The sequence below is a fragment of the Streptomyces sp. NPDC031225 genome (genome assembly GCF_055570355.1).
In genome coordinates this window covers 265,837-279,574 of record NZ_JBVIHJ010000004.1, presented here as the reverse complement: position 1 = coordinate 279,574, position 13,738 = coordinate 265,837, and the positions used below count along the sequence as shown (strand labels likewise).

The following is a 13,738-nucleotide window of genomic DNA, read 5'->3' as shown; positions in this document are numbered from 1 at the left end:
GACACGGGCTCGGGCCCGCCCGGCATGATCCGCCGGACAGGCCCTACCCCCGTGCGGCCGCCAGCAGCGTGTCCACCACCGGCCGTACCGACTCCGGGTGCAGGAACAGGAAGAGGTTCGGCTCGACCAGTTCCAGTTCCATCACCCGCGGCCGGCCGTCGTCCCCGTCGACGAGGTCCACGCGCGCGTACAGCAGTTCCGGCGCGTTCGGTACGGCGGCCAGGGCGCGCTCGGCGACCTCGCGTTCGGCCGGGGTCGGCGCCCACGGCTCCAGGCCCGGGTGGGCGACCTTGTCCGCGTCGAAGGCCGTGTCGGGACTGAGGACGGCCCGTTTGCGGCTGGCGTGCAGGAGCCGGCCCCCGAAGAACTGGAGCGCCCGTTCACCGCCCGCGTCGATGTTCCGCATGTACGGCTGCACCATCGCCGTGAACCCCTCCGCGTGCATTTGTTCCAGATGCCGTACGGCGGTCTTGTGCTGTCCGGGGCCGGGTGTGTACCGCGCGGCATACCGTGCCCCCGCCCCGGAGGTGGGCTTGACGACGTACTCGTGCCCGTCGGGCAGCGCCACCGGGTCGCCGGGCGCGAGATAGCTGGTCGGCACCACCGGCACCCCCGCCTCCGCCAGTTCCCCGAGGTACCGCTTGTCCATGTTCCAGCGCACGACCTCCGCCGGGTTGGCGAGCCGCGTCACCCTGCCGCACCGCTCGGCCCACGCCATGAACTCGGCCGCCCGCCAGCTGTAGTCCCAGGTGGACCGGATGACGGCCAGGTCGTACCCGGCCCAGTCGACGTCGCCGTCGTCCCAGAACACGGCGTCCGCCTCGGCCCCGGCCTCGCGCAGCGCGCCCACCAGTACGGGCAGGTCGGCGTCCCTGCTGGGCTGCGGACGGGGGTCGTAGGTGACGAGGGCGACTCGGGGCACAGCGGATTCCTTTCCCATACGGTTCGACCGGCAGGCTAACCGGCGCGGCGGAAACCACGGCCCCCCTTTACCTTCCCCCTCGGTGAAGCCCCACCATCGAGGACGAGCAACGGAGGAGACCGTATGGAGTGGCTGACGATCGGGGCGTTCGCGCGAGCGTGCCGCCTGTCACCGAAGGCGTTGCGGCTCTACGACGAGCTGGAGCTGCTGCGCCCGGCCCGCGTCGACCCGGAGACGGGCTACCGCTACTACGCGCCGGCCCAGCTGGAACAGGCCCGGCTGGTGGCGTGGCTGCGGCGGCTCGGCATGCCGCTGGCCCGCATCCGTACCGTGTGCGCCCTGCCGCCCGCTGCCGCCGCCGGTGAAGTCCGCGCGTACTGGGCGCAGGTGGAGAAGGACACGGCCGTACGACGGGACCTCGCCGCGTTCCTCGTCGAAGAGCTGACGGCGGAACCGAAGGAGGACACCCCCGTGCTCGAACTGCGCTACTCCGCCCACTCGGACCCCGGCCTGGTCCGCCCCGCCAACCAGGACACGGCCTACGCGGGCGCCCGCCTCCTCGCCGTCGCCGACGGATACGGCCCGGCGGGTGCCCCCGCCAGCAGTGCGGCCGTGGCGGCGCTGCGGTTCCTGGACACCGGTGACCTCCCGGCCGGCAACGTCCTCAACCTCCTGGCGGACGCCGTGCACGGGGCGACCGAGGCGGTACGGGACGTCGCCGCGGGCAGCGACGAGACCAGCACCACCCTGACCGCCCTGCTGTGGACCGGCTCCCGCCTCGCCCTGGTCCACATCGGCGACTCCCGGGCCTATCTCCTGCGCGATGGTGCCCTCTTCCGCATCACCCACGACCACACGGTGGTCCAGTCGCTGATCGACGAGGGCCGTCTGACGGCGGAGGAGGCCGTGACCCATCCCAGGCGCGCCCTGCTCCTCAAGGCCCTCACCACCGCCACCCCGGATTTGCGACTGCACGACGCCGAACCCGGCGACCGCTACCTCCTCTGCTCCGACGGCCTGTGCGCCGTGGTCCCCGACGCCACCATCCGCGACCTCCTCACCGCTTCCTGCGGCCCGGACGCGACCGTCCACTCCCTGGTCGACGCCGCGAACGCCGCCGGCGGCCCGGACAACGTCAGCTGCGTGGTGGCGGACGTGGTGGAGTCGGCGGCGGTGTGACGCTCCGGCCGGTGCTGCGGGCGCAGCCGTGCGGTCCTCGCCGCGAGGCACAATCACAGCCATGTCGATCTCCGGAACGGACGCGTACGACGGCGAACCCCACCTGCCCCCGCTGGTCGGCCGAGCGCTCGCCGCGGCCCGCGCCCACGGGTTTCCCTACTCCTGCCGTCCCGAACAGGGCCGTCTGCTGCACTCGTTGGCGGGCGGGGCCCGGGGCCGGGTGGGGGAGACGGGCACCGGCTGCGGCGTGGGCCTCGCATGGCTGGCCTCGGGAGCGCGTGCAGGCGTACGGCTGATCGGCGTCGAGCGGGACCCGGGCCGGGCGCGGGTGGCCGCGGAGGTCTTCGCCGACCGTCCCGACGTGCGGATCCTCCACGACGACTGGCGCCGCATCGAGGACCACGGCCCCTACGACCTGCTGGTCCTCGACGGCGGCGGTACCGGCAAGACCCCCGACGACCCCCCGGCCGACCCGGCCCGTCTCCTCACTCCGGGCGGCAGGATCGTGATCGACGACTTCACCCCGGCGACGGACTGGCCGCCCAGATACGAAGGTGCGCTGGACCGACCCCGCATGGAGTGGCTGCAGCACCCCGCCCTGGACACGATCGAGATCCCCCTGGCCGACGACCTGGCCACACTCGTGGGCACCCGACGTCGGGCCACCGGGCCCGCCCTGAACGCCCGGTAGGCAGTCGCCGCTCCCGGTACCGGACCTCGGTCATCGGGCCGACGGACAGGGGTACGCGGGCGGCACCGTGGCCGGTACGGCGGTCAGCGCACCGTCAGTCGTTGCAGCAACCCCCAGGTGAACTCGGCCGTCACCTCCCGCCGTACGCCCTCCGCGTCCGGTGCCGTGAACGCCAGGCCCCAGCGGGTGGGGGCCGTGCCCTCCAGGGGGCGGGCCGGGGCGAAGGCGCGGGCGGCCTCGTCGACAGTGCAGGACCAGGGGGTGAGGTCGGCGAGGGTGCGCAGGTCGGGGGCGGGGGCCTGCGGCGCGCGGATCAGCCACTCGTTCCAGACCGCGCCGGTCGGGGAGAGGAGCACCTCGAAGCGGAGGTCGGCCCAGAGCGGGACGGGCCAGAGCCAGGCCTCGCACTCCAGGTCGCCGATCTTCCGGGTGAGGACGGTCTCGGGGGTGCCGAGGACCGAGCGGTACCGGGAGGCGGCGGCACGGGAGCGCGGGGAGCGGACCATGGCCTGCCACCGTCTGTTGGCCTCCCGCATGTCCGCGACCGAGACGCCCAGGAGGTGCCGGGCGTCCTCCACCGGGCCCGGGTTGTGGTCGGCCATGCGGCGCAGCAGGACCAGCTGGAAGTCGTGGACGGTGAACGGGCTAGCCGGGGGCTTTCCGGAGGACATGCCCCCCATCGTCCTCCACGGCACTGACACCGGGGCGGCGGCCGTCGGGCAGGAAGAGGACCGAGTTGACGTACCGCGGGCGGTGCAGACAGGGCAGGACCCGGCGCAGGAGGCCCTGGGCGACCACGTACGAGGCCGTCTCCTGGTGCGCCTCCAGGGGGAAGCCGGCCAGCGGGACCCAGGTGGCGCGGGGCAGCACCCAGCCGTCGTAGCCGAGCAGGGACAGATAGGTCACCACCGGGGCGATCGGCTGGATACGGGACTCCAGTTCGACGAAGAGGGCGGGCCGGTCGCGCGCGAGGATGCCGGTCGCCCCGCGCAGCACCGCCAGCTCGCTGCCGTCCACGTCGATCTTGATGAAGCCGACGTCCTTCAGGACCAGTTCGTCCAGCGTGACGCAGCGGACGTCCAGTGCCCGGCCGTGGATGTCGCGCCGGACCAGGGAGGACACCCCGCGGTCGCCCGCGTCGTCCGGGGGCAGCCACAGCCGGGCGATGCCGGGCCGGTCCGTGGCGGCGGCCTGGACGACCCGGACGTTCGCCGGGGCCGCCGAGGTCAGCAGCCGGGCCAGGTGCGGCACCGGCTCGACCGTCACCACCTGCCGGGCCCGGCCGGCCAGCCGGCGCGTCCACGGCCCGTACCAGCCGCCCACGTCGACCGCTGTCCCGCAGTCCGCCGGGCACAGCTCGTCCAGCCGCGCGAGCTCCGGCTCGAAGCGCGGGTAGACGGCCCGGGCGGCCGCCGCGACCAGACGGGTGGGCAGGAAGGGCGCTAACCGGGCCGCCAGCGTGGTCGTCATGAAGCCGTCCCTCTCACGGGGTTCCTCCGGGGCTCACGGAGCCATCCTCTTCAGGAGCTCCTCGTGCTCGTCGTCCGAGACCTGCTCCCCGGAGGACGGCAGCAGCTGTGGGATGCCGTCGAGGACCGGGTAGCGGCGGTGCAGCCGCGGGTTGTACAGGGTTTCGTCGGCCGAGGCCGAACCGTCGGGCGGTACGAGGTGCAGGGGGCCCTTGTCCAGCGGACAGGCCAGGATTTCCAGCAGCGGGTCGTCGGGGTTCATGGGGGCGTCAACTCCTTGGCACCTACGGGGGTTTCGGGCGCCGGATCGTGCTTGGGCATGGCCAGCAGTACGGCGACGGCGAGGACCGTCCCCGTGAGGCGCAGCGTGAGCCGCACCGGGTCGTGGGGCAGGGACTCACCGAACGAGAGCGTGCCGAGCACCGCTGTGTAGAGGCAGGTCACCGTCGTGCACACCGGCACGATCAGCGAGGCCCGGCAGCGCTGCAGCGCAGCCTGCGACATCACCAGACCGAACGCCCCGGTGAACAACAGGAGATACGGATACGGGGACCTCAAGAGTTCAAGTACCGCGCCACCGAATCCAGTTGACGACAGGTAACTCGACACGCCCTTGATCGCGAGCGAGCTGACCCCGTACAGCAGACCGACGGCCACGCCGTACTCGACGCCGGTCGTCGGCATCCGGTGCCGGTGCCGGCTGCGCCGCTCGGCGGCCCCGTACAGCCCCACGCCCGCCGCCAGCGACGGCACGCACACCAGCAGGATCAACGGGTACGGGGCGTCCCGGCTGACGTGGTCCGACCCCTCTTTCAGGGACAGGACGACCATGAGCAGCGCGGCGAGGATGGCGCCCAGGGCGTACCGCTCCCGCCCGGTCGTCTCCTCGCCCAGCAGCCGCGCCGACAGCAGGACCAGCAGCACAAGGCCCGACACGAAGATGCCCTGCGCGGCCGCGATCGGCAGCGTCCGGTAGACCGCGAGCTGCGCCCCGAACCCGGCGGCCAGCGACAGCGAACCGCCGATCCAGAGCGGGCTCCTGAGGACGAGCCCCAGCAGCTTGGCGGGCTGCCGGATCGACACCTCGGGCAGGGCGGTGAGGGCCCGTTTCTCCAGGACGAATCCGACGCTGTACAGGGTGTTCGCCAACAGGGCCGCCGCCACTCCCCACCACATGGCCCGGGCCCCCTAGGTCTTCCGCGCGTGCAGCAGCAGGATCGACGCGAGCGACGGTCTGGCACACGCCAGCCGGTCCAGGCCACGCAGCACCCGCGGCACGCCGTGGAAGGGCGCCCCTTCCAGCCGTACGACGTCGAAGCCGGCCGCGGCCACGAACTCCCGCAGCGCGCGCGCCGTGTAGAGCCGCAGATGCCCCACGACCTCCCGTCCCGGCCTGCCGTGGATCGCCCGCAGACTGACCTCCGAGAACACGGGTTGGACACCGGCCAGCAGGAGTCCGCGGTTGTACCAGGCCGCGAGGTTCGGTGTGGACAGCATGAGATGACCTCCGGGGCGCAGGATGCGGCGGATCTCGTCCAGCGCGGCGTCCGGGTCGACGAGATGCTCGACGACCTCGCTGAACAGCACGGCGTCGACGGACGCGGACGCGAACGGCAGCCCGGGCCCGGTGAGTTCGCCCCGGACGGCGTACGGCAGCCGGGTCCGGGCGCGCTTGAGGGCGTCCTGGGACCAGTCGACGCCGACGATCCGGTGGCCGGTGAGCAGGGGGGCCGCGGTGGCGGCCGCGGTGCCGTCGCCGCAGCCGATGTCGAGGACGGTGCGCCCGGTCCTTCCGGGGGCGCCGAGGGCCGCGGCAAGCATGCGGGCCTGGCGCAGGGAGCGGGGGGTGCCGGAGGCGACGGGTACGGCGGGGTCCTCGTAGAAGTCGCGCAGGCCGCTGCGGCGCGGGGGTGCGGTGGTGTTCACGGGGCCACCTCCGTGGCGTGCAGACAGTGCTCGAACAGGTCTCTGAGGTGGGCGCCGTCGCCGTGGCTGAGCAGGGACCGCGACCAGCGCAGGGCCAGATGCAGCCGGCCCGCGGTCGACGCGGTCGTGACCGTGAGGCCGCGGGGCATCCTGGCGGGCGCCGAGAACCACACGGCGTGCGCGCGACCGGCCTCCTCACCGAAGTCCAACGGGTACGGGATGCGGCCGATGTTGCTGAGCAGAGTGGTCGAGGTCCAGGGCGCCGCAGCGCTGCGCAGGCCCCTGGTGAGCGCCGCCCGCCAGGCCACCGGGGTGACCGGGGCGGTGAGCAGGCTCGCGCCGTGCCCGAGTTGGGGGCGGGGGAGGGATTTGAGGGCACGGGTGCGTTGTGCCGTGCGGTGCAGCAGCGTGGGCATGTCGGCGGAGGCATGCGTCAACTCGTCGGGTGAGAACGGGACTTCGACCAGGCGGGTGCCGTTTCCTATCGGCATCGTCGTGTCCCTGGGGCGGTCGTCCACGGGCATGGTGATGCGCAGGGGGCGGGGAGTCGCGCCGTGTTCCCTGTTCCAGTGGGTGAGGGTCAGGGCCGTGGTGACCATGAGCTGGTCGTTGATCGTGTAGGGGGAGCCCTTGGGGCGGTGGGGGAGGGGGAGTTCGGTGACGAGGAGACCGTTGCCGGGGGATTTCTCGGGGACGCCGGGCGCTACGCGGGCCGGGCGGGTCCAGTTGGAGGGGGTGTTGTCGGGGGGTGCGGGGGGTTCTTGGGCGCGGGTGGGGGCTGGTGCCGGGGAGTTGTCCTTGCCGCCGTAGATTTCTGCGGCTGTGGCGAGGATGCGGAGGCAGGCGGGGCCGTCCAGGGCGGTGTGGTTGATGGTCAGGAAGAGGACGGTAGGGGTTGTCTTTCGGGTGCCGGTCGGTGGGGGCTTGTCGCGCTCCGCGGCGGAGCCGCTTGTCGGCACAGCCCCGCGCCCCTGAAAAGGTGGGTGCAGGCCGACTGCGTCCGATGCCTCGCTGCCCTCTGCTGGACCCGCTCCCTCCACGACCTCCAGCCGTATCGGTGGGGACAGCGACAGCGGGGGCGCCTCCGTCAGGGCCCTCGTCCTCGCGTCCCGCAATGCGTTCCGGCCCGGCTCCGGGAAGCTCACCACGTCTACGTCCGGGTCCTCCGTCAGCTCCCACTCGTAGCGGCGGCGGTACCAACTTCCTGGGGCCTCCCGCATCAGAATCCTCGGGTGGCGGTGCAGGGCCTCCGTGAACGCCTTCCGGAGCCGGGCCTGGTCCAGCCGTCCCGGTAGGTGCACCTCGATGTGGACCGTCTCCGGTTCCTCCTCCTGAAGGCAGTGGCGGGACACCTCGTCCACGACCGGGAACGGGATCCGCGTGGGAGGCGTCATGCCGTTGCGCCCTTTCCCTTTTCCACCTCGACCGGCGGCAGTTGCTGTGTCGGCGCCTCGGAACCGGCGGCTTCCGCGGGCTCACGCACACTCACCAGCGCCGCGAACAACCCGATCAGCGCCAGCAGTTGGGCCACGTGCCCGAACGCCCCGTGCCCCGCGCCCACCGGTTCGCCCGCCCCGACGGCGGCGGCGATCCCCGCCCCCGCGAGGGCGACGAAGGCGATCGGCACCAGCAGCGCGTGCCGCCGGTACGCGAGCAGCGCCAACGCCGGGACCAGCAGGGCGAACCAGCCCGCGATCACCACGCCCACCAGCGTGAGCGCCACCGCCCCGAGCCACACCCCGGGCGCCGGAGGCACCCGCTGCGGCTCGTCGGGGTTCGGGGACCGCCTGCGCCACAGCACGAGCCCGACCAGTACGGCCAACGCGACCCCGCTGCCGATCAGCGCCCCGTGGTACGTCGTCGCGGGCTCGTACGACAGCTTTACCGCGCCGCCCGCCCCCGCGGGGACCCGCCAGCCCTGCTGCCAGCCGTCGAGGCGGACCGGCGACAGGGACTTCCCGTTCAGCGTGGCCTTCCAGCCGTCGTTGTAGTTCTCGTACGTCGTGAGGTACGAGGCCGCCCCCGAGCCCACGCTCACCTCGCGCCTGTCGCCCAGCCAGTCCCGGATCCGCAACTCGCGGGTGAGTGAGGTGGGTTCGGCGACCGTGCCGCGGGTCAGCGTGACCGCGGTCAGGGTGAGCGGCCCGGCGTCCCCGCCCTCGACCGTGTGCTCACCGGAAGCCAGGGACAACTCGGCCCCGGACCTGTCGCCCTGACAGAGCGTCACCTTCACCGGCCGCCGTTCCGTCAGGTCCCGGATCAGGCCCGACACACCGGTCCGGTACAGCTTTCCGTCGACCGCCACCACCGGTCCCTGTCCGCACGGCAGTGAGAACGTCCGGGTGGCCTTGGGCTGCGGGGTCCGGTACTGGTCGAGGGCCGGGAGGTACGCCTCCGTGAGCCCGACCGGCAGTTGCAGATCCTCGTCGGCGACCGGGTTGTGCAGGACCAGCGGGGCCGTCTTGGTGATCGTGATGTCGAGGCGGTCGGTGGTGATCGCCGGGAAGCGCACCGCGCCGTTCTCGTCGACCCCGGCGACCGTCGAGCCGTCGGGCGAGCTGATGTCCACCTCGGTGGGTCGGGTGGACAGCCCGCCGGCGGGTGCCAGCACCAGTTCCGAGATGGGCTGTTTGCCGTTCCAGCTGAGGTGGATCGTGGGGCGGTCGCCCGCGATCCAGGCCGTCGTGAGGTCGCCGTCGGTGAGGTTGCGGGCGGACAGGCCCGCGCCGAGGGCCGCCGTGGAGTCGGCGGTCGCCGTGATGCGGTTGCGCTGGTCCGGAGCGACCTCGTACAGCAGTTTGTCGAGTTCTTCCCCGCTCACCGGCACCGCGCTCGCCCGTACCGCGTACGTTCCCGCTGCCGCCGTCGTGAAGCGGCGGTGCAGGCCCGCCTCGGTGCCGGTCGGGGAGATCCCGGCCGGGTCGGGCACCCGGTGCAGGGAGACGATCTCGGCGGCGGAGTCCGAGGTGTCCGCATCGGTCGGCAGCCGCAGCAGCCGGGTCACCTGCACATGCGGCAGGGCGATCTCGGAGAACCCGGCACCGGCGAGACCGGTCCGCCGCGCCACCGAGTCGACGATCGTCAGCTTCATCCAGCCCGTCGCCCCGGCAGGGGCCTTGACGCGCTGTGTGGAGCCGTCCGCCCGCAGGAAGCTGGTCTTCGACCCCTTCTCCGTCTCCACCCGCACCTTCGTCGCCGCCGACCGCACGCTCTCCTGCGGCAACGGCGTCACCTTGAACGACGAGGGCATGTCGTAGGCGGGATCCGAGAACCCGATCCGCAGCCACTGCCCGTCGGGGGAGCCCGCCACGCCCTCCGCCCACGCGGTGTCGGGGTTGCCGTCGAAGGCGTTGACCGGGTCGAACTGCGGGAGATGGAACAGCCAGTTGCCGTACGACGACGCGCTCACCGAGTCGGCGCCGCGCAGTTCGGCCACCGTCTGGTGGTCGAGGCCCTTCGACGGCAGGATCTGGTGCGGTTTCTGCCCGGCGTCCTGGGCGGCCCCGGAGGCGTTGCGCTCATCGCTCGTGTACGTGTACGACGTGTTCGCGTTGACGAGCCCGAACCGGGTGTCCGCGCGCCGCAGTCCGTCACCGACGATCTGGAGCGGCGGGGTGCCGAGCCCCGGGTGGTTGTCGCCCGTCAACACCGTTGCCCGGCCCCGAAGTTCGGCCGCGAGCGGGAGCAGGGACTCGGGCCCGCCGGACACCTGGGCCGTGTCGGCGACCGGCAGCAGCCCGGCCTGTCCGGGCCGCGGCACCCCCGAGGACTCCACCGGCCGGAAGATCTCCACCGCCCGCTGCTGCGGATACAGCCCCTCGATCTGGAGCGGGGTGTCGTTCGCGATCACACCGCCCGTCATGAGCGGCCCGAAGCCCGTCACCCGCTCGTAGCCGGACTGCTCCAGGGACCGCTTGACGACCGAGGACGACACGGCACCGATCTGGTCCGGGTCGAGGTCGTTGCGGACGACGACGTAGTGGACCCCGGCCCGGCTCAGGTAGTCGGCCAGTCCCGGGATGTCGCCGCCCGTCATCAGCGCCTGCTCGACCGCGTCCGTCGCGCGCCGGTTGCCCGGGGTGCCGAAGGGAACGTAGTCGCGTTGCGCCCAGCGGGACTCGGCGAGCACGTCGAGGGGCTGGTCGATGGGGGAGCCCCAGGTGTAGATGCCGTGCGCGGTCGCCGGGACGACGAGGGCACGGGAGTCGGGGGAGTACTTGTCCAGCCAGTCGGCGGTGGTGTGCCAGTACTTGGGCAGCTCCTGGAAGGAACCCGGGTTCAGGATCGAGCCGTTGAGGTACGGCCACATCAGTCCGGGCAGGACGAGGACCGCCGCGACCAGCGGGGCGTACCGGCGGCCTCTGAACTGCCGCGCCCCGTGCGGTTCGGCGGCCACCCCCACCAGGTGGGCGAGGCCGAGCACCAGCGCGAGCGCCAGCCCCGGCTGGAACTTGTAGATGTTGCGGAACGGGGCGAGGCCGCCGTTCAGCCAGTCCTGCACGAGCCCGTGGAAGGGGGCGCCGAACGCGCCGCCGTATCCCGCGAGCAGCACCAGGACGGCCGTCAGCACGGTCAGCACCAGCCACCGCCGCTCCGGCATGTCCCGTCGTGCCAGGCCCGCGAGGCCGAGACCGGCGGCGAACGCCGAACACACGATGACGATCACGGAGGACGCCACGGTCCAGCCGGCCGGCAGCCACGCCTGTCCCAGGTGCAGATAGGCGACCCAGTTCCCGCCTCCGCGCAGGGCCTCCGTCGCCGACATGGTCTCGGTGGTGGTCCGCGCGTTCTCGACGTACGGCAGGAAGTTCTCGCCGTAGAACCCGAGCAGCAGCAGTGGGATGACCCACCAGGCGGTCGCAAGGATCACGCCCGGCACCCACCAGGCGATCAGCTTGCGCTGCCGTGGGCCGGGCGGCCGGGAGAGCAGGTACAGCCCGACGGGGAGCAGACAGGCCAGGGTGGAGGCCGCGTTCACCCCGCCCATGAACGGGATGACCAGCGCCGAGCGCAGGGCGGCGATCCGGGCGCTGTGGCGCTCGTTCGTCAGCGGCAGCAGTACCCAGGGCAGGAAGGCGCCGGGCAGTGCGGCGGCGGACGTGGAGCCGATGACGATGGTGAAGGTCGGCCACAGCGCGTACGCGACGGCGGCGATCAGCCGGGACGTGCCGTTGCCCACGCGCAGCCGCTCGGCCAGTCTGAGCGCGCCCCAGAAGGCCACCGACACGACCAGCGACAGCCACAGCCGCTCCACCAGCCACACCGGCAACTGCACGGCGTGGCCCAGCCAGTGGAACGGCAGCATCGGCCACAGATAGCCGACGTACTGGTCCTGGATCCCGCCGAAGGAGCCCTGGTCGTGCCACAGCTGTCCGAGATCGGCGAGGAACCGCCCGGGGTCCGTGGTGACGCCCAGCTTGGTGTCGAAGGTCTGCCGCCCCGGGTGCACCGCGAGGAACAGCACGAGGACCACGGCCCAGAACCCCAGCAGCCAGCGCCGCGACCGCGGGCCCTCCGGCGGGCCCGACATGGCCGCGGTGGTGGGAACGGCCGCCGGAGGAGGAGCCTGGACCGTGGACGTCGTCATGGTGGACACCGCCGGAGGATGAGGAGGAGGTTCCAGGTGGCGACCTCACGGATGCCGGGAGCCCGGACGACGGTCTCCGCGAGGAAGGGCCAGTAGCGGGAGCGCGCCGAGACGACCGTGACGTCGTCGCGGCCACGCACCTGCCGCAGGGTCGGGCCGATGTGCACGGCGAACAGGTTCTCGCCGAGGGTGTGCTTGGCGGCCCTTCCGGTACGGCGCCGATAGCGGGACCGGGCCCGTTCGGCACCCAGGTAGTGCCAGGGCGCCCACTCGTGACCGCCCCACGGGGACAGCCAGTTGGTGAACGACACGTAGATCAGCCCGCCGGGGCGGGTGACGCGGACGAGTTCACTGAGGAAGGTCTGCGGATCGGCCACGTGCTCAAGGACGTTGGAGGAGAAGGTGACGTCCGCGGCCCCGTCCCGCAGGGGGAGCAGATAGCCGTCGGCGATCACGGTGGAGTCGGGCGGTTTCTCTCCCAGCTCCCTCGCGTCGGGCTCGAAGAGGTGGGCCAGGGCGCCGCGTCTGCGGAACTCCTCGGTGAAGTACCCGCTCCCGCCGCCGACGTCGACGACGGTACGGCCGGCGACCGGCCCGTCGTACGCCTCGACCTGGTCGACGGCGTCCCGGGCCAGGAGCGCGTAACAGGACTCGGGATCGTCCTGCTCATGGAGAAAGGCCCGGAAGAGCGTCAGGGAACGCCGGAGGGAGGGGTCCTTCGCCCGAGGCCGCGTCACGGTCCCCAGCCCCTCACCGCCTCGGCGGCCACGGCCCGGAACTGTCTGACGGTCCGATGCCAGCGGAACCGGGCAGCCCGGTCGCGGGCGGCCTTGCCCATCGCCGCCCGGCGGTTCCCCGACAGGGCGAGTGTGCACCAGGCGGCGGCGAACGAGGACTCGCCCTGCGCGAGCACTCCGGTCTCCCCGTCCACGACGGAGTCCCGCAGTCCCGGCACGTCGAAGGCGATGGTCGGTGTGCGGCGGGTCGCGGCCTCGGTGACGACCAGGCCCCAGCCCTCCACGGCGGACGGATGCAGCAGCAGCCAGGCCGCACAGAGCAGCCGGTGCTTCTCCGCCTCCGACACATGCCCGGTGAACTCCACGCCGGGGCCCGCGAGTTGCTGCAGGCGTTCCCGTTCGGGTCCGTCCCCGACGATCACCAGCCGGCCGCCGGTCACGGGGCGTACCCGCTCCCACAGTCTCAGCAGCAGATCGATCCGTTTGTACTCGACGAGTCTGCCCACGGCCACGAACAGCGGCTCGGGAGAGCGGTCGGTGAGGGGTCCCGGCTCCTCGACCCCGTTGTGCACGACGCGGATACGGTCCCGTTCGACACCGATCGCCCGCAGCGCGTGGGCGGTCGACGGGGAGACGGCGACCAGCAGACCCCGGTCCCGGACCGCGGCGCCGGCCAGCGCCCAGTGCTCGAGTCTTCGGCCGATCCGGGCGGCCGGGGCCAGGGCCCCGCCGAACCGCATCGACCACAGGTCGGTGTGCACATGGTTGACCAGGCACAGGGTGGGGCCGCGGTGCCACAGGGGTGCGAGGTACGGCATGCCGTTGCACACCTCCACCAGCAGGTCGGTCTCGCCGACCTGGCGGGCGAAGGCGGTGCGGGCGCGCAGGTAGTGGCCGAACTCGCCGCCCGCCGACACGACGCGGTAGTCCCGGTAGGAGGCCGGGCCGCCGCACAGCAGGGTCACCTGGTGGCCGAGTTGGGTCAGTCCGTCGGCGAGACGGTCGACGAGCAGCTCCGAGCCGCCGGCGGCCGGATTGCCGAGGTCACGGTGGGCGAGAAAAACGATTCGGCGCGGAGGTGGGGGAAGCGCCGAGTGGTGCTGCGCGCTGTGCGGTGAGGGTTGCCGCTGCGACGCCTGGGGAGGCGACGTGTGCAGCAGGTGGGGCACGTGCTGGGGCATGGGTGCTCCAACTCGTCTCAGGGTGCGGAACTCAGCGGTCTCTTTC

At 72.6% G+C, this 13,738-nt stretch carries 12 protein-coding genes; 2 read left to right on the top strand and 10 right to left on the bottom strand.

Going from position 1 to position 13,738, the window contains the following annotated elements:
• Positions 1-43: 43 nt before the first annotated feature.
• Positions 44-922 carry an ATP-grasp domain-containing protein gene (locus tag ACZ48Z_RS08815; protein ID WP_468735095.1) on the bottom strand — a complete coding sequence of 293 codons (879 nt, stop codon included), beginning with the start codon at positions 920-922 and terminating at the stop codon, positions 44-46.
• Between the two features lie 123 nt (positions 923-1,045).
• On the opposite strand from ACZ48Z_RS08815, the gene ACZ48Z_RS08810 reads away from it, so the two are divergent.
• Both ACZ48Z_RS08810 and ACZ48Z_RS08805 read left to right on the top strand, forming a co-directional pair.
• Positions 1,046-2,101 carry a MerR family transcriptional regulator gene (locus ACZ48Z_RS08810; protein WP_468735094.1) on the top strand — a complete coding sequence of 352 codons (1,056 nt, stop codon included), beginning with the start codon at positions 1,046-1,048 and terminating at the stop codon, positions 2,099-2,101.
• A gap of 61 nt (positions 2,102-2,162) precedes the next feature.
• On the top strand, positions 2,163-2,792 hold the full coding sequence (locus tag ACZ48Z_RS08805; protein WP_468735093.1) for an O-methyltransferase: 630 nt from the start codon (positions 2,163-2,165) through the stop codon (positions 2,790-2,792).
• Positions 2,793-2,875: 83 nt separating this feature from the next.
• Here ACZ48Z_RS08805 and ACZ48Z_RS08800 read toward each other — a convergent pair whose 3' ends face one another.
• From ACZ48Z_RS08800 to ACZ48Z_RS08760, 9 genes are read right to left on the bottom strand one after another with little or no spacing between them, the layout of a single operon-like run.
• Entirely contained in the window at positions 2,876-3,472 is a 597-nt protein-coding gene (locus tag ACZ48Z_RS08800) for a hypothetical protein (protein WP_468735092.1), read from the bottom strand.
• Entirely contained in the window at positions 3,438-4,262 is an 825-nt protein-coding gene (locus tag ACZ48Z_RS08795) for an FkbM family methyltransferase (protein ID WP_468735091.1), read from the bottom strand. Before ACZ48Z_RS08795 ends, ACZ48Z_RS08800 begins: the two co-directional genes overlap by 35 nt.
• Positions 4,263-4,295: 33 nt before the next feature.
• Positions 4,296-4,523 carry a Trm112 family protein gene (locus tag ACZ48Z_RS08790; protein WP_468735090.1) on the bottom strand — a complete coding sequence of 76 codons (228 nt, stop codon included), beginning with the start codon at positions 4,521-4,523 and terminating at the stop codon, positions 4,296-4,298.
• Positions 4,520-5,425, bottom strand: coding sequence for a hypothetical protein (locus ACZ48Z_RS08785; protein ID WP_468735241.1), 906 nt, complete (start codon positions 5,423-5,425; stop codon positions 4,520-4,522). The genes ACZ48Z_RS08790 and ACZ48Z_RS08785 overlap by 4 nt, the downstream gene beginning before the upstream one ends.
• 24 nt (positions 5,426-5,449) lie before the next feature.
• Positions 5,450-6,187, bottom strand: a complete 738-nt coding sequence (locus tag ACZ48Z_RS08780; RefSeq protein ID WP_468735089.1) for a class I SAM-dependent methyltransferase — start codon at positions 6,185-6,187, stop codon at positions 5,450-5,452.
• A complete protein-coding gene (locus ACZ48Z_RS08775) occupies positions 6,184-7,581 on the bottom strand; it encodes a condensation protein (protein WP_468735088.1) in 1,398 nt (465 codons plus the stop codon). The genes ACZ48Z_RS08780 and ACZ48Z_RS08775 overlap by 4 nt, the downstream gene beginning before the upstream one ends.
• Positions 7,578-11,774: a DUF3367 domain-containing protein gene (locus ACZ48Z_RS08770; protein WP_468735240.1), complete on the bottom strand. Its 4,197-nt coding sequence runs from the start codon at positions 11,772-11,774 to the stop codon at positions 7,578-7,580. The genes ACZ48Z_RS08775 and ACZ48Z_RS08770 overlap by 4 nt, the downstream gene beginning before the upstream one ends.
• On the bottom strand, positions 11,771-12,511 hold the full coding sequence (locus tag ACZ48Z_RS08765; protein ID WP_468735087.1) for a class I SAM-dependent methyltransferase: 741 nt from the start codon (positions 12,509-12,511) through the stop codon (positions 11,771-11,773). The genes ACZ48Z_RS08770 and ACZ48Z_RS08765 overlap by 4 nt, the downstream gene beginning before the upstream one ends.
• Positions 12,508-13,692, bottom strand: a complete 1,185-nt coding sequence (locus tag ACZ48Z_RS08760) for a glycosyltransferase family 4 protein (protein ID WP_468735086.1) — start codon at positions 13,690-13,692, stop codon at positions 12,508-12,510. Before ACZ48Z_RS08760 ends, ACZ48Z_RS08765 begins: the two co-directional genes overlap by 4 nt.
• Positions 13,693-13,738: the final 46 nt, after the last annotated feature.